This is a genomic window from Agromyces bracchium (assembly GCF_009709675.1).
GTDB classification, from domain to species: domain Bacteria; phylum Actinomycetota; class Actinomycetes; order Actinomycetales; family Microbacteriaceae; genus Agromyces; species Agromyces bracchium.
In genome coordinates, this window is the sequence record NZ_WMLB01000001.1 from 41,282 (window position 1) to 65,840 (window position 24,559).

Consider the following 24,559-nt stretch of genomic DNA (forward strand, 5'->3'; position numbering starts at 1 on the left):
TCAGTCCTCCTGGCTGAAGGCCGGCGAGTGGTCGCGGGCGTACTGGATGTAGGAGTTGGAGACGCCCTGCGGGACCATCGGCCACACCATGGCGTCGGCGGAGACGACGAAGTCGATCACCACCGGGCGGTCGTTGGTCTCGAGCGCGAGCTTGATCGCGTCATCGACCTCCTCCTCCTTCGTGACCCGGATGCCGAGTGCGCCGTAGGCCTCGGCCATCTTCACGAAGTCGGGGACGCGAACGGTGTCGTGTCCCGTGTTCAGGTCGGTGTTGGAGTACCGGCCGTCGTAGAACAGGGTCTGCCACTGGCGGACCATGCCGAGCGAGGAGTTGTTGATGACCGCGACCTTGATCGGGATGTCGTTCAGGGTGCAGGTCGCGAGCTCCTGGTTCGTCATCTGGAAGCAGCCGTCGCCGTCGATCGCCCACACGGTGCGGTTCGGCTCGGCGACCTTGGCGCCCATGGCCGCCGGCACCGCGTAGCCCATGGTGCCCGCGCCGCCGGAGTTCAGCCACGAGTTCGGCCGCTCGTACTTGATGAACTGCGCGGCCCACATCTGGTGCTGGCCGACGCCCGCGGCGTAGACGCCCTCGGGACCGGTGAGCTCGCCGATGCGCTGGATCACGTACTGCGGCGCGAGCAGGCCGTCGGAGGTCGGCGCGAATCCGAGCGGGTACTCGGTGCGGAGGCCGTCGAGCGTGGCCCACCACTCCTCGAGGTCGGGCTGCGCCGCCTTCGTGACCTCGCGGTACGCGGCGAGCAGGTCGACGAGCACCTCCTTCGCGTCGCCCACGATGGGCACGTCGGCCGCGCGGATCTTGCCGATCTCGGCCGGGTCGATGTCGACGTGGACGACCTTCGCGTCGGGCGCGAAGAGCGCCGCCTTGCCGGTCACGCGATCGTCGAAGCGTGCGCCGAGCACGATCAGCAGGTCGGACTCCTGCAGCGCGAGCACCGCCGGGACGGTGCCGTGCATGCCCGGCATGCCGAGGTGCTGCTGATGCGAGTCGGGGAACGCGCCGCGGGCCATCAGCGTCGTGACGACGGGCGCCTTCGTCGCCTCGGCGAAGGCCGTCAGCTCGTCGGAGGCTCCGGCGCGGATGATGCCGCCGCCCACGTACAGCACGGGGCGCTTCGCCTCGGCGATGAGCTGCGCGGCGGCGAGCACCTGCTTGCCGTGCGCCTTCGTGATCGGGCGGTAGCCGGGCAGGTCGAGCTTCGGCGGCCACGAGAAGGCGAACGTCGCCTGCTGCGCGTCCTTCGTGATGTCGACGAGCACCGGGCCCGGGCGACCGGTCGAGGCGATGTGCGCCGCGGCCGCGATCGTCGCCGGGATCTCCTCCGCGCGCTTGACGAGGAAGGAGTGCTTCGTGATCGGCATCGTGATGCCGACGATGTCGGCCTCCTGGAACGCGTCGGTGCCCATGAGGTTCGAGAACACCTGGCCGGTGATCGCGAGCAGCGGCACCGAGTCCATGTGCGCGTCGGCGATGGCCGTCACGAGGTTCGTCGCGCCGGGGCCCGAGGTCGCGATCGCGACGCCGAGCTTGCCGGTCGAGGACGCGTAGCCCTCGGCGGCGTGGCCGGCACCCTGCTCGTGGCGGACCAGGATGTGCCGCAGGCGACGGCTGTCGAGCAGCGGGTCGTAGACGGGCAGGATCGCACCGCCGGGCAGTCCGAACACGTCGGTGATGCCGATGAGCTCGAGCGATCGCACGACCGCCTCGGCTCCGGTGAGCATCTCGGGCCCGTTCTGGGACTGCGACAGGGTGGCGGGCGATGGCACGGGGTTGGCTTCCGTGGTCATTCGATTCCTGTTCATGGTGATGGTGAGTTCGGGACAGGCGAGAGCCTCAGCCCGTGGTCGCGCCTTCGGCTGCGGAGCGCACGAGCTTGGAGTACTTCGCGAGGACGCCTCGGGTGTAGCGCGGAGGAAGCGGAGCCCAGCCGTCACGGCGGGCTGCCAGCTCGGACTCGTCGACCAGTAGGTCGATGGAACGAGCCGCGATATCGACCCGAATCAGATCACCATCGCGCACGAAGGCGATCGGACCTGCGTCCACCGCCTCGGGTGCCAGATGGCCGATGCACAGGCCGGTTGTGCCGCCTGAGAATCGACCGTCCGTCAAGAGTAGTACATCTTTTCCGAGCCCAGCGCCCTTGATGGCGGCGGTGATGGCGAGCATCTCGCGCATGCCGGGCCCGCCCTTCGGGCCCTCGTAGCGGATGACGACCACGTCGCCGTGCTTGATCTCGCCCGCGGTGAGCGCGTCCATGGCCGCACGCTCGCGCTCGAACACGCGCGCGGGGCCCTCGAAGGTCGCGGCGTCGAAGCCCGCGGTCTTCACGACCGCGCCCTCGGGTGCGAGCGAGCCGTGCAGGATCGTGAGGCCGCCGGTCTCGTGGATCGGGTCGTCGAGCGTGCGGAGCACCTCGCCGTCGAGCGCCGGGATGTCCATCTCGGCGAGGTTCTCGGCGAGGGTCTTGCCCGTGACGGTGAGCGCGTCGCCGTGCATGAGCCCCGCGTCGAGCAGCGCCTTCATCAGGACCGGGAGGCCGCCGCGGCGGTCGACGTCGTTCATGACGTACTTGCCGAAGGGCTTCAGGTCGCCGATGTGCGGCACCTTCGAGCCGATGCGGTTGAAGTCGTCGAGCGTGAGCTCGACCTCGGCCTCGCGCGCGATGGCGAGCAGGTGCAGCACGATGTTGGTCGAGCCGCCGAGCGCCATGCCGACCGCGATGGCGTTCTCGAACGCCTTCTTGGTGAGGATCTGCCGCGCGGTGATGCCCTGGTTCAGCAGGTTCACGACGGCCTCGCCGGAGCGGTGCGCGTAGTAGTCGCGGCGGCGGTCGGCCGACGCGGGCGACGCCGATCCCGGCAGCGAGAGGCCGAGCGCCTCGGCGACCGAGGCCATGGTGTTCGCGGTGTACATGCCGCCGCACGCGCCCTCGCCGGGTGCGAAGGCGCACTCGATGCGCTTGGCGTCCTCCTCGCTCATCTTGCCGGCCTTGACCGCGCCGACCGCCTCGAACGAGTCGATGATCGTGATGTCCTTCTCGGTGCCGTCGGAGAGGCGCACCCAGCCGGGCGCGATCGAGCCGGCGTAGAGGAACACCGAGGCGAGGTCGAGTCGTGCGGCGGCCATGAGCATGCCCGGGATCGACTTGTCGCAGCCCGCGAGCAGCACCGAGCCGTCGAGGCGCTCGGCCTGCATGACGACCTCGACCGAATCGGCGATGACCTCGCGCGAGACGAGCGAGAAGTGCATGCCCTCGTGGCCCATCGAGATGCCGTCGGAGACCGAGACGGTGCCGAACTGCAGCGGGTACCCGCCGCCGCCGTGCACGCCCTCCTTCGCGGCCTGTGCGAGTCGCGCGAGCGAGAGGTTGCAGGGCGTGATCTCGTTCCACGACGACGCGATGCCGACCTGGGGCTTGTCCCAGTCGGCGTCGCCCATCCCGACCGCGCGGAGCATCCCGCGGCTGGTGGTGGCCTCGATGCCATCCGTGACGACGCGACTGCGGGGCTTGGGATCGATCTCCGACATGGGTCGAGTCTACGGGCCGTCGGATACCGGTTTCGCCGCGCGTGCGTCGCTCGCGGCGGCATCCGTTCGCCACGGTGTCGAGGGCGGGGCGGATGTCGCGCCGCGCCGTCTCAGCGGGCGTCGTCGCGGGCGTCGGCGAGGAGCTCCAGGAGCTCGGCGACGTCGTCGGGTCCCTTCAGCCGGTAGGCGGCGAGGGACTTGCCCTGCCCGACCTTCACGCCGACGTCCTCGCCGCCGAGCACGGCGAACGCGTCTTCATCGGTGACGTCGTCGCCGACGTAGATCACGGCATCGGCGCCCGCGTGCTGGCGGAGTCGCTGCAGCGCCTCGCCCTTGTCGCTCGCGCGCACCGCGAACTCGAGCACGTTCTTGCCGGTGCGCGTGGCGAGATCCGGCAGCGCCTGCTCGACCTGCTCGCGCGCGGTGCGCTGGAGCGCGGCGCCCGCGCTTGCGCCGAGCTTTCGCGTGTGCAGGGCGATGCCGGCGGGCTTGCGTTCGACCCAGGCGCCGTCGGCCGCGGATGCCGCATCCTCCACGATCTCGATGAGCTGCTCGAGGCGCGTGAGCTCGCCCTCGCGGAGGTCGATCGTGACCCCGCCCGCGTCGAGCTGGAGCTCGACGCCGTGCGACCCGCTGAGGAGTGCGGCCACCGGCGGCTCGGCGACCTCCTTCAGGCTCGCGAGCGCGCGACCCGAGACGAGGGCGACACGAGTGTCCTCGTGCTCCGCCATCCGCTCGACGGCCGCACGCGCGCGCTGGGTCGCGCGGGCGTCCTCGGGTCGGTCGACGATCGGCGCGAGCGTGCCGTCGAAGTCGAGCGCGACGAGCAGCCGCGGCGCCTCGACGAGCCGCGCCACCGCGGTGCGGAGCGCCTCGGGCACGCCCGGGTCGATCGTGCCGACCCCCGTGAGGGTCTCGAGGAAGGTCGCCGACCAGTTCGCGACGTCGTTCTCCTTGACGCGCTTGCGGAGCACGCGCATGCGCCGGGCGCGCTCGCGCTTGGGCATCTGCGCCGCCTCGACCATCGCGTCCTTCAGGCCGTCGATGTCGTGCGGGTTCACGAGGATCGCCTGGCGGAGCTCGTCGGACGCCCCGGTGAACTCGCTGAGGAGGAGGACGCCGTCGTCGTCGTACCGGCTCGCGACGTACTCCTTCGCGACGAGGTTCATGCCGTCGCGGAGCGCGGTGACGAGCATGACGTCGGCCGCGAGGTAGAGCGCCGCCATCTCCTGTCGCGGGTAGCCGTGGTGGAGGTAGGTGATCGCCGGGTGCCCGAGCGTGGAGTAGTCGCCGTTCAGCCGACCGACCGTGAGCTCGATCTCGTCGCGCAGCTGCCGGTACGTCTCGACGCGCTCGCGCGACGGGCTCGCGACCTGCACGAGCGTGGCGTGCTCGACCGAGACCCGGCCGTCGCGGAGCAGCTCGCCGAACGCCTTCATGCGGTGACGGATGCCCTTCGTGTAGTCGAGGCGGTCGACGCCGAGCATCACGATGTCGGGGTCGCCGAGGCTGCGACGGATGGCTCGGGCGCGCTCCTGCACCTCGGGCATGCGCGCGAGGTCCTCGAAGGCCGCCGCGTCGATCGAGATCGGGAAGTGGCGCGCGACGACGTGGCGGACGCCGCCGTCCCCTTCCGGGACGTCGACCACGGTGCCGCGGGTCTTGTACCCGAACAGGCGACGGACCGCGCGCGAGAAGTTCCCGGCATCCGCGGCCCGCTGGAACCCGATCACGTCGGCGCCGAGCAGGCCCTCCACGACCTGGCGCCGCCACGGCAGCTGCGAGTAGATGCCGTACGCGGGGAACGGGATGTGGTTGAAGAAGCCGATGACGAGATCGGGGCGGGCCTCGCGCAGCATCCGCGGCACGAGCTGCAACTGGTAGTCCTGCACCCACACGACGGCGCCCTCGGATGCGGCCGCCGCGGCGGCCTCGGCGAAGCGGCGGTTGACGGCGACGTACGCGTCCCACCATTCGCGGTGGAAGCTCGGCCGCGCGATGACGTCGTGGTAGAGCGGCCACAGCGTGTCGTTCGAGAAGCCCTCGTAGTAGTCCTCGATCTCCTGCGCGGAGAGCGGGACCGGGACGATCGAGATGCCGTCGTGCTCGAACGGCGCGAACTCGCGGTCGGCGACCCCGGCCCAGCCGACCCAGGCTCCCTCGGTCGCGCGCATGACCGGCTCGAGCGCCGTGACGAGGCCGCCCGGCGAGGACTTCCACTGCGTCTCGGCACCTTCGCCGCCGACGTAGTCGACGGGCAGGCGGTTGCTCACCACGACCATGTCGTAGATGGGTTCGATGTCTGGCTCGGTCTCGGAGTCGGTGGCGGGCTTCACGTCGTCGGATCCTCCTGGCGGCTCGCGATCAGGCTAACAGTCGAAGGTCCCCACCCGATCTCCAGCCGCCGGGGCTAGACTTCGAGCCTCATGATCCGCATCGGTATGAGCACCACCTGCGTGTACCCACTCGAACCCGAGCAGGCCTTCCGCATCGCGAAGGATGCCGGGTTCGACGGCGTGGAGATCATGGTCACGCAGGAGGCGACGACGCAGGATCCCGCGGCGCTCATCGAGATGTCGGAGCGCTACGAGCTCCCGATCCTCTCGATCCACGCGCCGGTGCTGCTGCTCACGCACTTCGTGTGGGGCCGCGACCCGCGCGTCAAGCTCGCCCGCACCGCCGAGCTCGCGAAGTCCGTCGGCGCCGACAGCGTCGTCGTGCACCCGCCGTTCCGCTGGCAGGCGAGCTACGCGCTGGAGTTCCTCTCGATCGTCCGCACCCTCTCCGAGGAGCACGGCGTCGCGATCGCGGTCGAGAACATGTTCCCGTGGCGCGCCGCCGGCCGGAACATGAAGGCGTACGCGCCCGGCTGGGACCCGCGCCAGATGGACTGCGACGCGGTCACCCTCGACTTCTCGCACGCCGCGCTCTCGGGCACCGACAGCATGCAGCTTGCGACCGACCTCGGCGAGCGCCTGCGCCACGTGCACCTGTGCGACGGCTCGGGCGCGATCGGCGAGGGCCAGATCTTCGACGAGCACCTGCTGCCGGGCAAGGGCCGCGAGCCCGTCGCCGAGGTGCTGCGCATGCTCGCCGACCAGGGCTGGGACGGCTCGATCGTCGCCGAGGTGAACACGCGCAAGGCGAAGACCGAGGCCGAACGTCTCGAGATGCTGCGCGAGACAGTCGCGTTCGCGCGCGAGCACACCGCGGTCGAGGCCGATGCGGCGGCGCCCGAGCCGCATCACGAGTCGCCGCTGCGGCGCGTGATCGACGCGATCATCCCCGGCCGCCACTCGTAGGCCGCGGCGTTTCCGCGCTCGCGCCGTCGAGGCATCCGTCTCGGCAGTCGTCTCGCCGACCGCGATGCGGGGCGACGGCGCCGGGCATGAGCCGCGACGCCGCCGCAGAGCGCGTCAGGTCGTGACGGGTGCGAGGCGCGGTGCGGTGCGGATGCCCCGGCGCCGGGCGACCACGATCGCCGTGCCCGCGACGCCGAGCACCCCGAAGAGCACCAGCGCGCCGGCCGCCGCCCAGACCCCGGAACCGCCGGCGCCCGAGACGATGAGCTGCATGCCCTGCACCGCCCAGGTCAGCGGCAGGAACGGGCTGATCGCCTGGTAGGGCCCGCTCACGATCTCGAGCGGGTAGACCCCGCCGGATGCCGCGAGCTGGAGCACCACGAGCACGAGCGAGACGACCGTGCCGATCCGCCCGAGCCAGGCGCTGAGGAACGCGTGGATCGCCGTGAACACGACGGCGAGGAGCGCCGAGAACGCCAGCGTCTGCGGCAGCAGCGACCAGTCGACGCCGAGCACGGTGTGCATGAGCGCCACCACGGCGGCCGCCTGCGCCAGCCCGATGAGCGAGCCGCGGAACAGCGTGCGTGCGACCAGCCGGCCGGTCGGCGCGGTCGTCTCGAGCGCCTCGCGTCGCAGCGGACGGAAGACGAGGAACATCGTCATCGCGCCGAGCCACAGTCCGATCGGGCCGATGAGCATGGCGACGACTTCGCCGAACGTCGAGATCTCGTTGGCGCGGGTCGCCTCGGTCACGACCGGCTCGGCGACGACACCCGCCGTCTCCTCGGGGTCGAGGCCCTCGAGCGACGAGGTGCCCTCTGCGCCCCGGGCGAGGCCGTCGGCGAGCTCTCCCGTGCCGTCGGCGATCTTCGCCGCACCGTCGGCGGATGCCGCGGCGCCGTCGCTCAGCTGCGTCAGACCACTCGCGATGCCGCTGACGCCCGACGCGAGGCCGTCGGCGCCGTCGCGCAGCGCGGGCGAGCCGGCCGCGGCCTGCGACGCGCCGCCTGAGAGCTGGGAGATGCCCGACTGGAGGCCGTCGATGCCCGACCCGGTGCCCGACACGAGCGCCGCGCCGCCCGCGGCGAGCTCGTCGAACCCGGTCGCGGTGCCCGCGCGGAGCGCGTCGCCGCCGGCGACGAGCTTCGCGAACCCGTCGGCGGTCCCGGCCTGGAGCTGGTCGCCGCCGGCGACGAGCTGGTCGAAGGTCGTGTCGGTGCCGGCGATCAGGTCGGCACCGCCATCGGCCGCGGCGTGGACGCCCGCGACGTACTGGGCGATCGCCGCCTGGAGCGCGGCACCGCTCGGGTCGGCCGCGAGCAGCGCCGGCACGGATGCCGCGAGCTGGTCGCCGCCGGTCGCGAGCTGGTCGATGCCGTCGACGTAGTCCGACGTGCCCTGTGCCAGGCCGTCGCCCGCGAGGCCGATGCCGTCGACGTACGACGCAATGCCCGCGTCGATGCCCGTGCCCGCGGAGCGGACGCCCGCGACGTACTGCGCGATGCCGCCGTCGATGCCCGACCCGGCCTGCGCGACGCCGTCGACGTACTGCGAGACGCCCGACGTGATGCCGTCGAGTCCGCCCGCCTCGGTGTCGAGCGTGCCGAGCCCGCCCGCGAGCTGCTCGACGCCCGACGTGTACTGGCCGACGCCCGACGCGTACGCCGCGGCGCCGTCGGCCGCCTGCGCGGTGCCGTCGGCCGCCGAGCCGATGCCGCCGGCGAGCTGGTCGAGCCCGGTGGCGAGCGAGTCGGCGCCGTCGGCGAGCTGCCCCGCGCCATCCGCCGCATCGCCGAGCGACCCGCCCACCTGCACGAGGTTGCCGTAGAGCCCCTCGAGGTACTGGGTCGTGAGCTCGTGGCCGAACGTCGTCGCGATCGCGTCGCCGACCGTCGCGCCGATGGTGCCCGCCAGGTAGCTGTGCGCGTCGTCGGTGCGGATGTCGAGGGCCGCCGTCGTCGGGGCGTCGCCCGCGAGCGAGGTGACCGAGGCCGAGAAGTCGGCCGGGATCGTGAGCACCGCGTACGCCTCGCCGTCGGCGAGCTCGGCGGCGGCCTCCTCGTCGTTCGAGATCGTCCAGTCGAACCCGGTGTCGCCGTCGCCGGTGAGCTCGGTCACGAGCAGGCGGCCCGCGAGCACGGGCTGCTCCTCGCCGTCGGGCGTGGTCGTGGTGACCATCTCGTCGTTGTTGACGACGATCGCGGGGATCGCGTCCATGCGCTCGTCGGCGCCGCCGATCGCGCCGGCGACGAGGCCGGCGACGGCGAGCGGAACGGCGATCACGGCCGCGAGCAGCGCGGCGCGGCGACCTCTGCGGCGGGCCGCGGGCGCGGCCTGGGCGGGGGCGTCGGTGCGGGTCATCGGAGTGCCTCCAGGGGGCGGGTGGCGAGGTCGATCGAGCGGATGGCGCGGGGCTCGAGCGCCGCGCCGGCGGCGTCGAGGTCGGCGTCGGGGTCGGCGGTCGCGATGAGCACGACGCCGGGGGGAACGATGCGGTCGAGGGCCGCCCACGCGGCGGCCGAGCGGGAGAGTCCGTCGAAGTCGACGACGATCGCCCGGGGATGCTCGGCGAGCGCCGCCGACACCGTGACGAGCAGGCGGTCGAGCGCGTCGAGCGACGCGATCGGGGTGTCGGGGTCGATCGTGCGCGAACGGCGGGAGACCCCGTCGCCGGGCGCGAGGCGCGCGTCCGCGACGCGGCGGAGCGCGGCCTCCACCGCCGACCGGGTCGAGTCGAGGCGGTACCACGCGCGGGTCGCGTCGGCACGCGCGGCGATGAGTTCGCCCGCGCTGCCCGCGGCCGCGGCATCCGCTGCCCCGTCGGCGATCGCGACGCGGCGCATGACCGTGCCGGCGTCGATCGGGAGCGGGGCGTCGAGGACCGCGAGTCGGCCGTCCGCGGGAAGGACACGTCCGGCGAGGGTCGCGGCCACCAGGCGGCGCTCGGCGGGCTCGCCGAGCACGACGAGGGCGCCGCCACGCGGGACGCTGACCGAGATCGGGCCGATGGGCGCCGCCGGGTCGCCGACGAGGAGGTCCTCGGCGAGCACGTCCGCGTTCCATGCGGCCGCCCACTCCGACTCCGCGAGGTGGGCGCGCAGACCCTCGCCCTCGATGTCGACGTCGGGCAGGATCCGGCCGAGCCACTTGGGCAGCCACCACGCGCCGCGACCGGCGAGCGCCATCGCGGCGGGCACCAGCGTCATCCGCACCAGGAACGCGTCGAACGCGACGCCCACGGCGAGCGCGAACGCGATGCCCTTGATCACCCCCGTGCCCTCGGGCACGAACGCGAAGAAGACGAAGAACATGATGAGCGCGGCCGCCGTGACCACGCGCGCGGCGTGCTGGAAGCCGTGCACGATCGAGTTCCGCGCGTCGCGGGTCTTCACGAACTCCTCGCGCATGCCGGAGACGAGGAACACCTCGTAGTCCATGGCGAGGCCGAAGAGCACCGCCATGAGCAGGATCGGCAGGAAGCTGAGGATCGGGCCGGGCTCGATGTGCATGAGGTCGGCGAGCCATCCCCACTGGAAGACCGCGACCGTGAGGCCGATCGCGCCGAACGCCGAGAGCAGGAAGCCGAGCGCGGCCTTGACCGGCACGAACAGCGAGCGGAACACGACGAGCAGCAGGATCACCGAGAGGCCGACGACGATGAGCGCGAAGGGCACGAGCGCGTCGTTCAGCCGCTGCGAGATGTCGATCGACCCGGCCGTGTACCCGGTCACCGCGATGGGCGTGCCGAACTCGTCGACGATGTCGTCTTCGAGGGCGCGGATGTCCTGCACGACCTGCTTGGTCTCGGGGTCGGTCGGCGCCGACTCGGGGATCACCTGGATGATCGCGGTGTCGACGGTCTCGTTGGGCAGGCCGTCGCCGACGTACGCGACGCCGTCGACCTCGGCGAGCCGGGCGCCGATGGCGTCGAGGTCGCCGAAGATGTCGGTGGTCTGCGTGATGTCGACTGTGACGATGAGCGGGCCGTTGTAGCCGGGACCGAAGCCCTCTTCGATCATGTCGTACGCCTCGCGCTGGCTCGTGCCCTCCTCGCCCTGCCCGCCGGGCAGGTTGAGGTCGAGGCTCGCGGCCGGCACCGCGGCGGCGCCGAGGAGGCCGACGACGAGCAGCACGAACACCACGGGCGCCTTCAGCACGGTGTCGACCCAGCGGCGGCCCATCGTGCGCTTGCCCGAGTCGTCGGATGCGACCGCGCGGCGGTGCGCGCGACTGCCGGGCTTCGGGGCGAGGCGGCCCTTCGCGAGGCCGAGCATGGCCGGAAGGAGGGTCGTCGCACCGAACACGGCGACGAGCACCGCGAACGCGGCGCCCACGCCCATCACGCTGAGGAACGGGATGCCGACGACGAGGAGGCCGAGGAGCGCGATGATCACGGTGAGGCCCGCGAACACGACCGCGCCGCCCGCGGTGGCGACGGCCTCGGCCGCGCTCTCCTCGGGGTCCATGCCGCGCGCGAGCTGGGTCCGGTGGCGCGACAGGATGAACAGCGCGTAGTCGATGCCGACCGCGAGGCCGATCATCACGGCGAGCATGGGCGCGGTGCTCGAGACGGTCGCGAAGGCCGCGACGACCGAGATGCCGCCGAAGGCGGTGCCGACGCCGACGAGGGCGGTGAGCAGCGGCATCCCCGCCGAGAGCAGCGAACCGAAGGTGATGAGGAGCACGACGCCCGCGAAGATCACGCCGAACGCCTCGGTGATCGTGAGGCCGAACGTCGTCTCCTGGAAGACCTCGCCGCCGAACGCGACCTCGAGGCCCGCGTCGCGTCCGATGTCGCCCGTCGCGAGGACGGCGTCGAGCTGGTCCTCCGTGACATCCGTCGTCTGGCCGTCGAACTGGACCTGGATGTACGCCGTGCGAGCGTCGTCGGAGACCTGGTCGCCGGCGTACTCGTCGAACGGGCCGAGCACGCTCGCGACGCCGTCGAGGCCTTCGAGCTCGGACTCCATCTCCTCGATGGCGTCGCGGTAGGGGGCGTTCTCGACGGAGTCGCCCTCGGGCGCCTCGACGACGGCCTTCGCCGCCGCGCCGGCGGTCTGCGGGAAGACGGCGGCGAGCTGGTCGATCGCGTCCTGGGATTCGGTGCCGGGGATCGCGTACGACTCCTGGAGCTGGCCGCCGAGGGCGATGCCGCCGCCGACGAGACCACCGAGGGCGATGACCCAGGCGACGATGACGATCCATGCGCGGCGGTAGGCGAAGCGTCCGATGCGGTGGAGGAGGAGGGCCACGGTTCTCTCTCAGTTGCTGGGGGTCGGGGCGGGGGTGAGGATGTCGGCGATGATGCGGCGGAGGGCGTCGCGCAGCTCGTCGTCGGTCGGCATGGTCGCCTCGTCGGCGAAGGTGCGGCCGGCGGTGAGCAGGAAGGCGGCGCCGCCGAGCGCGATGCCGAAGCGGACCTGGTCGTCGACGCTCTCGCGCTCCTCGCAGACGGCGGCGGCGAGGCGGCGAACGGCGACGTTCGCGCGCGCGATGATCGGCAGCTCCGCGAGGCTCTGGCCCTGGGTGAGGAAGACGTGCACGGCCTCGCGGTGCTCGAGCAGGAGGTCGACGACGCGGTCGACGAGCTCGTGACGGCGGGCATCCCTCCGGCCTCCGCGGCCGGCGAGGAAGATCTCGAGCACGTCCTCGAAGCCCGCGACGGCGGGCTCGATCGCGGCTTCCAGCAGGGCCTCCTTCGAGGCGAAGTGGTACAGCACGCTCGACTTCGCGTAGCCGGCCTCGTCGGCGATGTGCTGCAGCGACGTGCCGGCGAAGCCGACGGTCGAGAACTGCTCGAGGGCGGCGTGCTTCAACTCGTCGGCGGCGCGCACGCGCGTCGTCGTTCTCGCATCGGTGGGCATGCGATCGACGCTAATTGACCGATCGGTCAGAGACTGCACGATCGGTCAGACTCGGGGCGTTCTCACAGCGTGCGCGGCGCGCGTCAACCGGTCGCGCGAGCCGATCCCGACGCGATAGCGTTGCGGAATGCGCAAGTACCTCTTCAGTGGAGCGGTCCTGAGTTCGCTGTTCGGCGCGGTCGGAGTCATCCGCGCGACGCAGGCGGGGCCACGCGACTGGAGGCTCGTGCTCATGTGGGTCTCGTGGGCCGCCACGCTCGCCATCGCGATCGGGACGGTCGCCGACGAGCAGAAGCGCCGCGAGCTGGCCGAGTAGCCTCGGCCGACCCGTACCGTCCGCGTCCGACGGCTCGGCGCCCCTGCGGCGTGTCCGAGCCCGGGGGGTCGCCGCGTGACGGACACTGGACGAAACGCCGTCCGACGTAGTCCGCCACCCGTTCCGACCGAGAGGACACCGATGTTCCGCCGCTGGCGCCGCGCACGGCTCGCCGCACAGGCCGCAGCCCACACCGCACCCGCGCCCTCGCCCCGCGCCACCGCCGCAGACCTCCGTGGCGAGCACATCTTCGAGCTCGTCAACGCCCGCCTGTCGCGGTTCATCGGCCCGGACGGCCAATGGTCCCTCGTCCGCCGTCAGGCGGACGACTCCGATCGCATCTTCCAGGCGATGCTCACGCACCAGATCGCCGCCGAGGTCACGCGGGCGATCCTCGAGGAGCGCGAGCAGGTCGCCGTCGTCGTGCCCGCCGACGAGACGTCGCACGCCCTCAGCTGGACGCCGGCCCCGCTCGTGATGTGGGCCGACCCGGTCGAGGTCGACGAGACGGATGCCGCGGAGCCGGCGGTCGACGTCGAGGTCGACAACGTCGCCGAGCTGGCCGTTGAGGAGCCCGCGCGCGCCGCGTGACCCGCGTGATCGTCACGTTCGTTCGATGAGGTTCGTGGATTCGTTCGTCGACCGAGCCGAGCGCTACTCGCTCGGTGTCGAGCAGGAGTCCGCCACCGCCTACCTCTCGATCCCCGTGTCGAGCAGCCTCACCGACTACGAGGAGTACTACGCGCTGAGCGACGAGGAATACGCGTCCTTCGGCGCCGACCCGAACTCTGCGCGCGCCTTCGCGGAGGAGTGCCGACGCCGCGCGCACGATGACCGCCTCATGCTCAAGCCGGGCTGGAATCGCGGCTCGCCCCGGTAGGCGCGGTCGGTGTGACGACGGCGCTCCCGAGGTGGGAGGGAGGACGGCGGTCCCTCTTCACCACCAGGGAGAGAAGGAGAAGCGGGCCACCTTTCTCCCATCTCCCGAGGGTCGATGCCCGCGCCCGATGGCGACCTCGGCACTCCAAAATCGCGCGGGGTTTCTTGTACGGCCACCTCGCGCGGGGCCTCCCCCGCGGTTCGTAGCGTGAACGACACGGGCATCCCCGCCCCCTCACGCCGACCGATGGGAACCGCATGACCGCCGCACCCAGCCCCGTCGCCGCGCCCGAACGGCGCCGCGTCCGCACCTCCGCCCGCGACCTCGCGCAGATCGCCGTGTTCGCCGCGCTCATCGCCGCGCTCGGCCTGCCGGGCGCGCTCTACCTCGGCGGCACTGCGGTGCCGATCACGTTCCAGACGCTCGGCGTCATGCTCGCCGGCGCGATCCTCGGTGCGCGCAAGGGCGCGCTGAGCGTGCTCCTGCTGCTCGTGCTCGTCGCGGCGGGCCTGCCGCTGCTCTCGGGCGGACGCGGCGGCCTCGGCGTCTTCGTCGGCCCGTCGGTCGGTTACCTGATCGGCTGGATCTTCGGCGCGCTCGTGATCGGCTGGCTCACGGCCCGCCTGCTCCCCCGCTACCGCATCCTGCCCGCGCTCGGCGCGACCGCACTCGGCGGCATCGTCGTGATCTACCTCGTCGGCGTGCCGGTCTTCGCCGCGATCACCGGCAACCCGCTCGGCGTCGCGATCGCCGGTTCCGCGATCTTCCTCCCCGGCGACATCCTGAAGGTCGTCGTGACGGTGCTCGTCGCCAAGGGCGTGCACCGCGCCTGGCCGGGGCTCATCGAGCCGCGCCCGTGGCCGTGGAAGCGAGTCGCCTCGGAGGCCGCCGCCACGTGATCGACCTGCTCGGCGCATCAGGCGACCGCATTGCGCTCTCGTTCGGAGGACGGACCGTCCGCTTCGACGAGCTCGCGCGTGCGGTCGCCGGCGTCGAGCTGCCCGCAGGGCGGGGGCCGGTCGGATGCCGCGCCGAAGCCGACCCCGTCGCCGCCATCACGACCGTGCTCGCCTGCCTCGACCGTGGCCGGCCCGTGCTCGTCGGTGGAACGCAGGCCGACGCCGACCGCATCGCCGACGCCCTCCCGGCGGGCACCGGGCTCGCGCTCACGACCTCGGGCTCGACCGCGGCCGACGGCCGGCCGCGGATCATCGCACGCACCGTCGAGTCGTGGCTCGCGTCCGCCGAACCGCTGGCCGAGCTGGCCGGGCTCGGGCCCGACGACCGCATCGCGGTGACGGGCCCGCTCGCCGTGTCGATGCACCTCTACGCGGCGCTGCACGCGCTCTGGATCGGCGCGACGGTCACCGATGACCTGAGCACGGCGACGGCGGTGCACGCGACGCCGACGAGGCTCGCGCGGCTCCTCTCCGCCGACACGCCGCCGCCCCGCACGGCGATCGTCGCCGGCGCAGCCCTCCCTGCCCGGCTTCGCGAGCAGGCGGCGGCGCGCGGCATCCGTCTCGTGGAGTACTACGGGGCTGCCGAGCTGTCGTTCGTGCTCGCCGTCCGTCACGAACCGGGCGGCGGAGCCGATGCCGGGCTCGCGCCGTTCCCGGGCGTCGAGGTCGACCTGCGGCCGGTCGACGCGGGGCTCGAGCTGTGGGCGCGATCCCCGTACCTGGCGCTCGACGTCGTGGGCGGGCGGATGCGTCGCGACGCCGACGGGTTCGCGACGGTCGGCGACCTCGTCGAGCACTATGCCGGTGGCGGCATGAAGGTGCTCGGACGCGGCGAGTCCGCGATCATCACGGCGGGCGCGACCGTGCTCGCCGAGGACGTCGAGGCGCACCTCCTCGCCCTGCCCGGCGTGCGCGACGCGGCGGTCGTGGGCGAGCCGCACGACCTGCTCGGCGAGCGCATCGTCGCGGTCGTCGAGCTCGAGCCCGGCACGCGGCTCGAGACGGTGGCGGATGCCGCGCGCGCCGCGCTCAACCCGGTCGAGCTGCCGCGGCGGTGGTTCGCCGCCGACCTGCCGCGCACCCCGTCCGGCAAGCCCGCACGCGGGCGGCTGCGCGAGGACATCGTGGCCGGGCGGCTCGGGACGGGGCATCCGCAGCCCTTCATCGACCGGAGGAATGCATGACCCGCGACCAGGCACCCGTGATCGTCGCGGCGCGACGCACGGCGATCGGCACCGCCGGGCGAGCGCTCGCCGGGCACACCGTGGACGCGCTCGCGGCGCCCGTGCTCGCTGCCGTCGCCGCCGAGGTCGCGCCCGCGGGCGTCGCGGTCGACGACGTCGTGCTCGGCAACTGCATGGGCCCGGGCGGCGACCTCGCGCGCGTGGCCGCGCTGCGCGCGGAGCTCGGTGCACACGTGCCGGGCGTGACGGTCGATCGGCAGTGCGGGTCGGGGCTCGACGCGGTGATCCAGGCGGCGTCGCGCGTGCGCGCGGGCGACGCCGGGCTCGTGCTCGCCGGCGGCGCCGAGTCGGCGTCGACCGCGCCGCACCGGGTGTGGCCCGACTCGGGCGAGCGGTACACGCGCGCACCGTTCGCGCCGGCCGGCCTGCCCGACCCCGACATGGGTCCGGCGGCCGAGCACCTCGCGCAGGTCCGCGGCATCACCCGCGAGCGGCAGGATGCCTGGGCCGCGCGATCGCACTCCCGAGCGGCCGCCGCCCGCGACGCCGGGCGGTTCGACGCCGAGGTCGTGGCGATCGACGGCGTCGCCCGCGACGACCGGCCGAGGGCGTCGATGGATGTCGCGATGCTCGCGCGGTTCGCTCCGGCGTTCGTTCCTGAATCCGAGGACGTCCTCGGATTCGGAAGCGTCCTCGGATTCAGGAACGAACGCGAGCATGCGACATCCGGCACCGTCGACATCACCGCGAGCGGCGCCGACGGCACACGCTGCGGCACCGCGGGCACCGTCACCGCCGGCAACTCGTGCGGGTTCTCCGACGGCGCCGCGGCCATGGCCGTGGCCACCGCCGACCTGGCGCGCGACCTCGGCCTGCCCGCGCTCCGCATCCGCGCGACCGCCGTCGCCGCCGGCGACCCCGCCCTGCCGGGCCTCGGCGCCGCGTGGGCGGGCCGCCGCGCGCTCGAACGTGCAGGCATGACGGCCGCCGACCTCGGCTTCGTCGAGATCACCGAGGCGTTCGCCGCGCAGGTGCTCGCCGTGAGCGACGAGCTCGGGCTCGATCAGGAGACGATCTCGGGCGACGGCGGCGCGATCGCGCTCGGCCACCCGTGGGGTGCGTCCGGCGCCATCCTGCTCGTGCGCCTCGCAGCCCGCATGGCTGCCGTCGACGACGCGCGCGCGGGCCTCGCGGCGTGCTCGATCGGCGGCGGGCAGGGCGTCGCGATGATCGTGGAGCGCGTCGCATGAGCGCCATCCGCTTCGAAGGCGTCAGCCACCGCTTCGACGGCGAGCTCGTCGTCGACGACGTGAGCCTCGAGCTCACCGAGCGGCGCATCGGCATCGTCGGCGCCAACGGCTCCGGCAAGTCGACGCTCGCGCGCATGATCAACGGACTCGTGACGCCGACCTCCGGCACGGTCACGGTCGACGGCCTCGACGTCGCCCGGCACGGTCGCGAGGTGCGCCGCCGGGTCGGGTTCGTGTTCACGAACGCCGACACGCAGATCGTGATGCCGACCGTCCGCGAGGACGTCGCGTTCACGCTCCGCCGGCACCGGCTGGATGCCGCGACCGCGACCGCTCGCGTCGACGCCGTGCTCGACCGCTTCGGCCTCGCCGAGCTCGCCGACCGGCCGGCCCACCGCCTCTCGGGCGGGCAGAAGCAGCTCCTCGCCCTGGCCGCCGTGCTCGTCGGCGAACCCGCGATCGTCGTGGCCGACGAGCCGACGACCCTGCTCGACGCACGCAACGCGCGCCGCATCGCCGAGCACTTCGCGACCCTCGACGAGCAGCTCGTCGTCGTGAGCCACCAGCTCGAGCTGCTCGAGTCGTTCGACCGCGTGATCGTGATGGAGGCCGGCCGGATCGTCGCCGACGACGCCCCCGAGCCCGCGCTCGACGCCTACCGGGCGCTGATCGGGTGAGGCGGCCATGATCGGCGTGTACCACCCGGGCTCCTCGGTCCTCCATCGGATGCCCGCGCTCGCGAAGCTCGCACTGCTCGCGGCCACGGTGACGGCGACCGCGCTCGTCGGCTCGCTGCCCGCCCTCGGCATCGTCGCCGCGGCGACGCTCGGGCTGTTCGCGCTCGCCCGGATCCCGGTGCGCGTCGCCTGGCGCCAGGTCTCGCCGATCCTCTGGGTGCTCGCGTTCGCGGTGCCCGTGCAGTGGATCTTCGCCGGGTGGGAGGCCGCCGCGACCATGGGCGTGCGGCTCGTGCTCGCCGTCGCCCTCGCCGCCGTCTACACGATGACCACCCAGGTCTCGGCGACCCTCGATGCGATGCAGGTGCTGCTGCGCCCGTTCGCGCGGTGGATCGACCCGGACCGCGTCGGGCTGGCGCTGGCCCTCGCCATCCGCTGCGTGCCGCTGCTCGCCGACCTGGTGCGCGAGGTGCTCGAGGCGCGCAAGGCGCGCGGCGCCGAGGGGTCGCTCACCGCGCTCGCGGTGCCGGTCATCGTGCGGACGCTCCGCACGGCCGACCACCTCGGCGAGGCGCTCATGGCGCGCGGCGTCGACGACTAGGAATCCGCTGTTCGGCTGCCCGTCTCGAGCACGTCGCCGGCCGGCAGTTCCCGGTGCCCGCCGAACTGCAGCCGCATCGCCGAGAGCAGCTGGTTGGCGTAGCGATCGTCCTCGCGCGAGGCGAAGCGCTCGAACAGCGCGGCCGCGAGCACGGGCGCCGGCACGCCGGTGTCGACCGCGGCCTTGACCGTCCATCGACCCTCCCCGGAGTCCGAGACGCGGCCGGCGAGACCGTCGAGCGTCGGGTTCTCGACGAGCGCGGCCGCGGTCAGGTCGAGCAGCCACGACGAGATCACGGATCCTCGCCGCCAGAGCTCGGCGACGGCCGGGGTGTCGATCGTGAACCGGTAGACCTCGGGCTCCTCGAGCGGCGCGATCTCGGCCGAGTGCTCCTCGGGGCGGAGCCCGGCATCCGCGTTCTTCAGGATGTTCAGCCCCTCGGCGAGCGCGGCCATGATCCCGTACTCGATGCCGTTGTGGACCATCTTCACGAAGTGCCCCGACCCGGAGGGGCCGCAGTGCAGGTATCCGCGCTCCTCCGGGGACAGCTCCCCCGTGCGTCCCGGTGTGCGTTCGATGTCGCCCGGCCCGGGCGCGATCGAGCGGAGGATCGGCTCGATGCGCGCGACCGCCTCGTCGGGACCGCCGACCATGAGGCAGTAGCCCCGCTCGAGGCCGAAGACGCCGCCGCTCGTGCCGGCGTCGACGTAGTGGATGCCGGACGGCGCGAGCGCCTCGGCGCGGCGGACGTCGTCTCTGTAATTGGAGTTGCCGCCGTCGATGATGACGTCGCCCGCCTCGAGGACGGTGGCGACCTGGTCGACGAGCTGCCCGGTGATCCCGGCTGGAACCATGAGCCACACCGTCCGCGGCGCGGCGAGCTTGGTCGCCAGGTCGGCGATGCTCTCCGCGCCGGTCGCGCCCTCGGCCGCGAGCGCGCTCACGGCGCCGGGATCGACGTCGTAGACGACGCAGTCGTGCCCGTCCCGCATGAGGCGCCGCACGATGTTCGCGCCCATCCGCCCGAGTCCCACCATCGCGATCTGCATGAGCCGTCCCCCGTCGCTCAGCCGGCTCGGATCGCTCGGTCCGGCCGGCGCGTTCACGCGGCAGTCTAGGGCTGCTCGCGGGCGCGCCGCACCGTTGCACGCGGAGATCTCGGGCCGCGCCGCGGGCCGACGGGACGGTGTCCGCGGGTCCGGGCACACTTGGTCGACGCGGACCCTTCTCCGCCGTTCGCCCGGCCGCCCCCTCGGCCGAGCCCGACCCGAACCCATGGAGCACCACCCTCGATGATGGGCATCACCCATGCCACGAGCGGCGCCGCCGCCTGGCTCGCGATCACCGGAACCATGCCGATCGTCACCGCCGGGGCCTACCCCCTCGACCCCGTCGGCGTGCTCGCCGGCACCGCGGTCTGCGCGGGCGCCGCGCTGCTGCCCGACGCCGACCACCACAGCGCCACGATCGCGCACTCGGTGCCCGTGCTCGGCAAGCTCGCGACCGCCGTCGTGGAGACGGCATCCGGCGGCCACCGGCAGGGCGCGCACTCGCCCGTCGGCGTGCTCGTGACGTTCGCGGCGGCCTGGGCCCTGACCCTCGTCGCGTTCCCCGTCGACCCGCTCGGCACGCTCGCCATCGGCGCCGGGGCGGGCACCGCCGCGCTCACCGCGTTCGGCCTGAAGGCGCGCGGCCTCATCCGCTCATGGCCGGCTGCGTGGGCGGTGGGCGCTCTGCTCGGCGCCTTCATCGTCGTGTTCGCGCCCGAGCAGGTCGCCTGGTTTCCGCTCGCCGTGCTCGTGGGCTTCGTCGCGCACCTCGCGGGCGACCTGCTCACGACGGGCGGCCTGCCGGGCCTCATCTGGCCCTGGCGGATCCGCCCGCCGAGGGCGCTCCGCCAGGTGCCCGTGCTGGGCCGTGTCTGGCTGCCGAACGGCTACGTGTCGCTGCCCGTGCTCGGCGACACCGGCTCGCTCCGCGAGACGATGCTCGGCGCCCTGCTCGGCACGTACTGCTTCATCGGCTCGACGTACGAGGTGCTCCGGCTGGTCGGCGTCGACCCGTTCACGTTCTGGTGAGCGCGGTCGAGCGGATGCCCCCGTCAGTCCGCCAGCCGATCGCACGGCACCTCGACCGCCCACCCGTCCGGGGCGATCGCGACCGCCGTGCGATCCGGCGCGGAGTCGGCCGCGCACGCCGCGCGCGCCGCCGGGATCGCCGACGCCCAGTCGGGGCCCGCGCCGCGTGCCGACGGCTGCGGGACGAGCGCACCGACGACCGTTGCGATCAGGACGGCGACGAGCACCGCGACCGCCGTCCGCCGAAGGACGCCGGCACGCCAGGACACGGAGGTCGCGAGCACCACGACCGCGAGCAGGAAGAGCGACGGCACGACGCCGTACCGCGTGAGGTGGATGTTCACCGCGACGTCGACCGGGACGAGCGAGAAGAAGTAGTCAGGGTTCGAGTTCAGCACGTAGGCCGCCGACCAGGCGACGACCGATCCGGCCGCGAGCGCCGCGCCCGCGATGCGCTCGACGGCGAGGCCGCGCCACAGCACCCACACGAGCGCGACGAGGAAGGGCAGCAGCACGAGCGCCGCTCCCCACCAGCCGAAGTGCAGCACCCATGCCGCCTTCCACTGCCGCGACGGGAAGACCGCCTCCATCGGCGCGTGGTAGAGGTAGCCCTGCACGGTCGACAGGAACGGCGGCGAGCCCTCGGCACCGGGATCGCGCGGCGAGAGCAGCAGCGCGACGACCTGCGCGGCCGATCCGAGGAGCACGCCGGCCCCGACGATCAACCGGTTCGGATCGCGGAACCGCCACGCCAGCAGCGGCAGGAACAGCAGCATCTGGATCTCGGTGAGGGCGGCGGCGAGGCCCACGACCCCGAGCAGGATCGCGGTCGACCGACGCCGGGGAGCGGCCAGCAGCAGCCACGGCGCGAGCCAGAGCGCGTACCAGTGCAGGTTCGCCGCGTTGCCGACGACCTCCCAGCCGACCGCGGGGGCGAGGAAGGTGAGCGCGCCGAGCGCGACGCGCGCCGGAAGCCAGGCCACCACGCTGCGGGCGCAGGCGAACACGATCGCCGAGACCGCTCCGACGACGAGGCACGACCCGACCGTCATCGCGATCGCGTACCCCTCGACGGGCACCACCGCGACGGTGACTCCCGCGATCATGCGCGGCACGAGGTGCAGGTACCCCTGGTACGGCTGCAGGAGCACGCCCAGCGGGTCCGCCGCGAGCGCGTCGCCCAGGAAGAACGCGCCGTCCTCGGCCCACAGCGCAGCCCGCGCAGCAGGTTCGACGCGCGCCCACGACACCACCGCGCCGAGCACGGCGAGGGCGATCGTCCAGACCCACTCGGGCACGCGCCCGGCGCCCGCACGGTCCGGCGGTGCGATTCGACCGGTCTCGTCGGTCGCCGAGGGCGCGTCCATCGTCCTCCCGTCGTCCGATCCGCTCCGGTCCACGATACGGCCGGAGCCCTCGCGCGCCGGGGAATGACGAAGGCCCCGGCGATCACTCGCCGGGGCCTGCTGGTGCACCCCCAGGGACTTGAACCCTGAACCCACTGATTAAGAGTCAGTTGCTCTGCCGATTGAGCTAGAGGTGCGTTTCGGCCGGTTTCTCTCGAACCCCGAACCGAGGAACAACGGTATCAGGTGACCGGCTCGAACGCGAAATCGAGGTCGGCCCGGGCGCGCCGCCCGCCGGAAGCCGGCCGCCGACGGCTCGATAGGCTGAACCGGTGACGGATGCCTCGTACGCCGACGACCTCGCCCTCGCCCTCGAACTGGCCGACCTCGCCGACGCGGCCGCGATGGCGCGCTTCCGCGCCGTCGACCTCCGGATCGACACGAAACCCGACCGCTCATTCGTGACCGAGGCCGACCTCGCGGTCGAGCGCGCGGTGCGCGAGGTGCTCGCCGAGCGCCGCCCCGGCGACGGCATCCTCGGCGAGGAGTACGGTACCGAGGGCGCGGGCTCGCGGCGGTGGATCATCGATCCGATCGACGGCACGTCCAACTTCCTCCGCGGCGTGCCGGTGTGGGGCGCGCTCATCGCGCTCACGGTCGACGACCGACCGGTCGTGGGCGTCGCCTCGATGCCCGCCCTCGGGCGACGCTGGTGGGGCGCGGCCGGCGCGGCCGCCCAGACGACGGATGCCCCCGGCGCGACGCCCCGCGACATCCGCGTGTCGAACGTGGCCGACCTCGCCGACGCGTCACTCAGCTTCCAGAGCATCGCGCAGTGGCGCGAGGCGGGCTACCTCGGGCGGCTGCTCGCGCTCGGCGAGCGCGTGTGGCGCGACCGCGCCTACGGCGACCTGTGGTCGTACTGCCTGCTCGCGGAGGGCCTCGTCGACGTCGTCGCCGAGTTCGACGTGAAGGCGTGGGACCTCGCGGCGCTCATCCCGATCGTCGAAGGTGCGGGCGGGCGGTTCACCTCGGTGACGGGCGAGGCGGGCGTCGGCAACGGCAGTGCGCTCGCGACGAACGGGCTGCTCCACGACGCCGTCCTCGAGGCCCTGAAGTGAGCCGCGGGCTCGAGGTCTGCATCTTCACCGAGCCGCAGCAGGGCGCGAGCTACGAGGAGCAGCTCGCACAGGCGCAGGAGACCGAGCGCCTCGGCTTCGATGGCTGGTTCCGGAGCGACCACATCCTGCACATGGGCCCGGGCGATCCGATGCCCGGACCGACCGACGCGTGGACGACCCTCGCGGGCATCGCCCGCGAGACCGACCGCGTCCGGCTCGGCACGCTCGTCTCGCCGGTGACGTTCCGCCACCCGGGGCTCCTCGCGATCCAGGTCGCCCAGGTCGACGACATGTCGGGCGGGCGCGTCGAGCTCGGCCTCGGCGCGGGCTGGTTCGGCGCCGAGCACGCCGCGTACGGCATCCCGTTCCCGGATCGGCGCTTCGACCTCCTCGAGGAGCAGCTGCGGGTCGTCACGGGCCTCTGGCAGACCCCGGTGGGCGAACGCTTCTCGTTCGGGGGCGAGCACTACGAGCTCGACGACGCCCCGGCACTGCCGAAGCCGGTGCAGTCGCCTGTGCCGCTCATCATGGGCGGCGGCGGCCGCACCCGGCTTCCCGCCCTCGCGGCGCGGTTCGCCACCGAGTTCAACCGCGGCTTCTCCGACGAGGACGAGATCGCCGCCTCGTTCGCGCGCGTGCGCGCAGCCTGCGAGGCGATCGGCCGCGACCCGGACACGATGCGCCTGAGTGTCGCGCTGCCGACGGTGGTGGCGACGGATGACGCGTCCTACCTCGCGCGACTCGCCGCGATCCACGCCGACCCCGACACCTTCGCCGAGGTCAACGTCGCCGGCACCCCCGAGGTCGTGGTCGAGAAGATCCGCCGGCTCGCCGACCTCGGCGCCGACCGCGTGTACCTGCAGCTCGTCGACCAGCGCGACCTCGACCACGTCGAGCTCATCGCCGCGGAGGTGCTCCCCCACCTCGGGTGACGCGCACCGGACACGTCGCCGCTCGAGGACGCTGCGTCGCCACCGCCGATATCGCGTTTCGGGCACGATCCGCGCCACCGTGACCGGAGTGTCGCCGTCGTCGCGTACCCTTGTCGTGAGGGCCGGGGGGCCTCGAGGGGGAAGAGATGCGGCTGATCGCACGCCGACGGCACGAGGTCGTCGACCAGCAACCGCTGGATCCGGAAGACGACCCGTACGCCGCCTACCTGATCTGGAAGGCGGAGCGCGAGGCGGAATCGGGCGAACCGGACACCGAGCTCGACGGTGCGGATGGCGCGGTGAGCGCCGCTGCCTCCGCCGCAGCGATCGAGTCCACCGAACCGGCACGCGGCTCGTGGTTCCGCCGCATCTCCGCGCTCGGCCACGTCAACGCCGCACGCGGCCGCTGACGGCCGGCGGCTCATCGAGCCGATGGGCGACGACGGCCGCCCGCAGCGGAACGTCCTGCAGATATTGACACTTCCTCGGGTCCGAG

21 protein-coding genes and 1 tRNA gene are annotated in these 24,559 nt (G+C 73.0%); 13 read left to right on the forward strand and 9 right to left on the reverse strand.

Translation table 11 applies throughout. From position 1 onward, the window contains the following. The 3 genes from GJ743_RS00155 to GJ743_RS00165 all read right to left on the reverse strand — a co-directional run bounded on the left by GJ743_RS00155 (position 1) and on the right by GJ743_RS00165 (position 5,832). Positions 1–1,809 (reverse strand): acetolactate synthase large subunit, encoded by a 1,809-nt coding sequence (locus tag GJ743_RS00155; protein WP_155049925.1) that lies wholly within the window; start codon positions 1,807–1,809, stop codon positions 1–3. Between the two features lie 46 nt (positions 1,810–1,855). Further along, the gene (gene ilvD / locus GJ743_RS00160) at positions 1,856–3,550 is read right to left on the reverse strand and encodes a dihydroxy-acid dehydratase (RefSeq protein WP_155049926.1); all 1,695 of its coding nucleotides are present in this window, start codon (positions 3,548–3,550) and stop codon (positions 1,856–1,858) included. Positions 3,551–3,660: 110 nt separating this feature from the next. Then, the gene (locus GJ743_RS00165) at positions 3,661–5,832 is read right to left on the reverse strand and encodes a bifunctional alpha,alpha-trehalose-phosphate synthase (UDP-forming)/trehalose-phosphatase (RefSeq protein WP_155049980.1); all 2,172 of its coding nucleotides are present in this window, start codon (positions 5,830–5,832) and stop codon (positions 3,661–3,663) included. Between the two features lie 144 nt (positions 5,833–5,976). On the opposite strand from GJ743_RS00165, the gene GJ743_RS00170 reads away from it, so the two are divergent. Further along, on the forward strand, positions 5,977–6,852 hold the full coding sequence (locus GJ743_RS00170; RefSeq protein ID WP_155049927.1) for a sugar phosphate isomerase/epimerase family protein: 876 nt from the start codon (positions 5,977–5,979) through the stop codon (positions 6,850–6,852). Positions 6,853–6,966: 114 nt separating this feature from the next. On the opposite strand, the gene GJ743_RS00175 is transcribed toward GJ743_RS00170, so the two are convergent. The 3 genes from GJ743_RS00175 to GJ743_RS00185 are packed head-to-tail and all read right to left on the reverse strand — an operon-like array spanning position 6,967 to position 12,716. Continuing rightward, positions 6,967–9,213: a YhgE/Pip domain-containing protein gene (locus GJ743_RS00175; RefSeq protein ID WP_155049928.1), complete on the reverse strand. Its 2,247-nt coding sequence runs from the start codon at positions 9,211–9,213 to the stop codon at positions 6,967–6,969. Next, positions 9,210–12,104, reverse strand: a complete 2,895-nt coding sequence (locus tag GJ743_RS20035) for an MMPL family transporter (protein ID WP_155049929.1) — start codon at positions 12,102–12,104, stop codon at positions 9,210–9,212. Before GJ743_RS20035 ends, GJ743_RS00175 begins: the two co-directional genes overlap by 4 nt. Positions 12,105–12,113: 9 nt before the next feature. Then, positions 12,114–12,716, reverse strand: coding sequence for a TetR/AcrR family transcriptional regulator (locus GJ743_RS00185; protein WP_155049930.1), 603 nt, complete (start codon positions 12,714–12,716; stop codon positions 12,114–12,116). A 127-nt stretch (positions 12,717–12,843) separates the two neighbouring features. Here GJ743_RS00185 and GJ743_RS00190 point away from each other — a divergent pair, with 127 nt between their 5' ends. The 8 genes from GJ743_RS00190 to GJ743_RS00225 all read left to right on the forward strand — a co-directional run bounded on the left by GJ743_RS00190 (position 12,844) and on the right by GJ743_RS00225 (position 18,586). Beyond that, entirely contained in the window at positions 12,844–13,032 is a 189-nt protein-coding gene (locus GJ743_RS00190) for a hypothetical protein (protein ID WP_155049931.1), read from the forward strand. Between the two features lie 141 nt (positions 13,033–13,173). After that, entirely contained in the window at positions 13,174–13,623 is a 450-nt protein-coding gene (locus tag GJ743_RS00195) for a hypothetical protein (RefSeq protein ID WP_155049932.1), read from the forward strand. A 25-nt stretch (positions 13,624–13,648) separates the two neighbouring features. Continuing rightward, positions 13,649–13,912, forward strand: a complete 264-nt coding sequence (locus GJ743_RS00200; RefSeq protein WP_155049933.1) for a hypothetical protein — start codon at positions 13,649–13,651, stop codon at positions 13,910–13,912. A 257-nt stretch (positions 13,913–14,169) separates the two neighbouring features. Continuing rightward, entirely contained in the window at positions 14,170–14,811 is a 642-nt protein-coding gene (locus tag GJ743_RS00205; RefSeq protein ID WP_155049934.1) for a biotin transporter BioY, read from the forward strand. Next, a complete protein-coding gene (locus GJ743_RS00210) occupies positions 14,808–16,058 on the forward strand; it encodes a class I adenylate-forming enzyme family protein (RefSeq protein WP_155049935.1) in 1,251 nt (416 codons plus the stop codon). The genes GJ743_RS00205 and GJ743_RS00210 overlap by 4 nt, the downstream gene beginning before the upstream one ends. Continuing rightward, the gene (locus tag GJ743_RS00215; RefSeq protein WP_155049936.1) at positions 16,055–17,308 is read left to right on the forward strand and encodes a thiolase family protein; all 1,254 of its coding nucleotides are present in this window, start codon (positions 16,055–16,057) and stop codon (positions 17,306–17,308) included. Before GJ743_RS00210 ends, GJ743_RS00215 begins: the two co-directional genes overlap by 4 nt. Continuing rightward, positions 17,305–17,985, forward strand: coding sequence for an energy-coupling factor ABC transporter ATP-binding protein (locus GJ743_RS00220; protein ID WP_155049937.1), 681 nt, complete (start codon positions 17,305–17,307; stop codon positions 17,983–17,985). Before GJ743_RS00215 ends, GJ743_RS00220 begins: the two co-directional genes overlap by 4 nt. 7 nt (positions 17,986–17,992) lie before the next feature. After that, positions 17,993–18,586 (forward strand): energy-coupling factor transporter transmembrane component T family protein, encoded by a 594-nt coding sequence (locus GJ743_RS00225; protein ID WP_155049938.1) that lies wholly within the window; start codon positions 17,993–17,995, stop codon positions 18,584–18,586. Here the strand turns inward: GJ743_RS00225 and gnd are convergent. Beyond that, positions 18,583–19,692, reverse strand: a complete 1,110-nt coding sequence (gene gnd, locus GJ743_RS00230) for a phosphogluconate dehydrogenase (NAD(+)-dependent, decarboxylating) (RefSeq protein WP_328288633.1) — start codon at positions 19,690–19,692, stop codon at positions 18,583–18,585. The genes GJ743_RS00225 and gnd overlap by 4 nt on opposite strands. Before the next feature lie 186 nt (positions 19,693–19,878). On the opposite strand from gnd, the gene GJ743_RS00235 reads away from it, so the two are divergent. Beyond that, positions 19,879–20,664, forward strand: coding sequence for a metal-dependent hydrolase (locus GJ743_RS00235; RefSeq protein WP_155049939.1), 786 nt, complete (start codon positions 19,879–19,881; stop codon positions 20,662–20,664). 23 nt (positions 20,665–20,687) lie between these two features. Here the strand turns inward: GJ743_RS00235 and GJ743_RS00240 are convergent, their stop codons facing one another. Both GJ743_RS00240 and GJ743_RS00245 read right to left on the reverse strand, forming a co-directional pair. Continuing rightward, positions 20,688–22,031 carry a hypothetical protein gene (locus GJ743_RS00240; RefSeq protein ID WP_155049940.1) on the reverse strand — a complete coding sequence of 448 codons (1,344 nt, stop codon included), beginning with the start codon at positions 22,029–22,031 and terminating at the stop codon, positions 20,688–20,690. A gap of 100 nt (positions 22,032–22,131) precedes the next feature. Next, positions 22,132–22,207 (reverse strand) — tRNA-Lys (locus tag GJ743_RS00245). A 135-nt stretch (positions 22,208–22,342) separates the two neighbouring features. Between GJ743_RS00245 and hisN the strand changes: the two genes are divergently transcribed. The 3 genes from hisN (at position 22,343) to GJ743_RS00260 (ending at position 24,473) form a co-directional block, all read left to right on the forward strand. Continuing rightward, positions 22,343–23,131 carry a histidinol-phosphatase gene (gene hisN, locus GJ743_RS00250; protein WP_328288634.1) on the forward strand — a complete coding sequence of 263 codons (789 nt, stop codon included), beginning with the start codon at positions 22,343–22,345 and terminating at the stop codon, positions 23,129–23,131. Continuing rightward, complete coding sequence (locus tag GJ743_RS00255; RefSeq protein WP_328288635.1) at positions 23,128–24,063, forward strand: LLM class F420-dependent oxidoreductase; 936 nt, start codon at positions 23,128–23,130, stop codon at positions 24,061–24,063. Before hisN ends, GJ743_RS00255 begins: the two co-directional genes overlap by 4 nt. Positions 24,064–24,209: 146 nt before the next feature. Further along, positions 24,210–24,473 (forward strand): hypothetical protein, encoded by a 264-nt coding sequence (locus tag GJ743_RS00260; protein WP_155049941.1) that lies wholly within the window; start codon positions 24,210–24,212, stop codon positions 24,471–24,473. Positions 24,474–24,559 lie beyond the last annotated feature (86 nt).

Excerpts from the sequence above, each read along its gene's own strand:
- GJ743_RS00155 (WP_155049925.1), bottom strand. The coding sequence starts at position 1,809 with ATGACCACGGAAGCCAACCCCGTGCCATCGCCCGCCACCCTGTCGCAG.
- ilvD (WP_155049926.1), bottom strand. The coding sequence starts at position 3,550 with ATGTCGGAGATCGATCCCAAGCCCCGCAGTCGCGTCGTCACGGATGGC.
- GJ743_RS00165 (WP_155049980.1), bottom strand. The coding sequence starts at position 5,832 with ATGGTCGTGGTGAGCAACCGCCTGCCCGTCGACTACGTCGGCGGCGAA.
- GJ743_RS00170 (WP_155049927.1), top strand. The coding sequence starts at position 5,977 with ATGATCCGCATCGGTATGAGCACCACCTGCGTGTACCCACTCGAACCC.
- GJ743_RS00175 (WP_155049928.1), bottom strand. The coding sequence starts at position 9,213 with ATGACCCGCACCGACGCCCCCGCCCAGGCCGCGCCCGCGGCCCGCCGC.
- GJ743_RS00185 (WP_155049930.1), bottom strand. The coding sequence starts at position 12,716 with ATGCCCACCGATGCGAGAACGACGACGCGCGTGCGCGCCGCCGACGAG.
- GJ743_RS00190 (WP_155049931.1), top strand. The coding sequence starts at position 12,844 with ATGCGCAAGTACCTCTTCAGTGGAGCGGTCCTGAGTTCGCTGTTCGGC.
- GJ743_RS00195 (WP_155049932.1), top strand. The coding sequence starts at position 13,174 with ATGTTCCGCCGCTGGCGCCGCGCACGGCTCGCCGCACAGGCCGCAGCC.
- GJ743_RS00200 (WP_155049933.1), top strand. The coding sequence starts at position 13,649 with ATGAGGTTCGTGGATTCGTTCGTCGACCGAGCCGAGCGCTACTCGCTC.
- GJ743_RS00205 (WP_155049934.1), top strand. The coding sequence starts at position 14,170 with ATGACCGCCGCACCCAGCCCCGTCGCCGCGCCCGAACGGCGCCGCGTC.
- GJ743_RS00215 (WP_155049936.1), top strand. The coding sequence starts at position 16,055 with ATGACCCGCGACCAGGCACCCGTGATCGTCGCGGCGCGACGCACGGCG.
- GJ743_RS00220 (WP_155049937.1), top strand. The coding sequence starts at position 17,305 with ATGAGCGCCATCCGCTTCGAAGGCGTCAGCCACCGCTTCGACGGCGAG.
- GJ743_RS00225 (WP_155049938.1), top strand. The coding sequence starts at position 17,993 with ATGATCGGCGTGTACCACCCGGGCTCCTCGGTCCTCCATCGGATGCCC.
- GJ743_RS00235 (WP_155049939.1), top strand. The coding sequence starts at position 19,879 with ATGATGGGCATCACCCATGCCACGAGCGGCGCCGCCGCCTGGCTCGCG.
- GJ743_RS00240 (WP_155049940.1), bottom strand. The coding sequence starts at position 22,031 with ATGGACGCGCCCTCGGCGACCGACGAGACCGGTCGAATCGCACCGCCG.
- GJ743_RS00260 (WP_155049941.1), top strand. The coding sequence starts at position 24,210 with ATGCGGCTGATCGCACGCCGACGGCACGAGGTCGTCGACCAGCAACCG.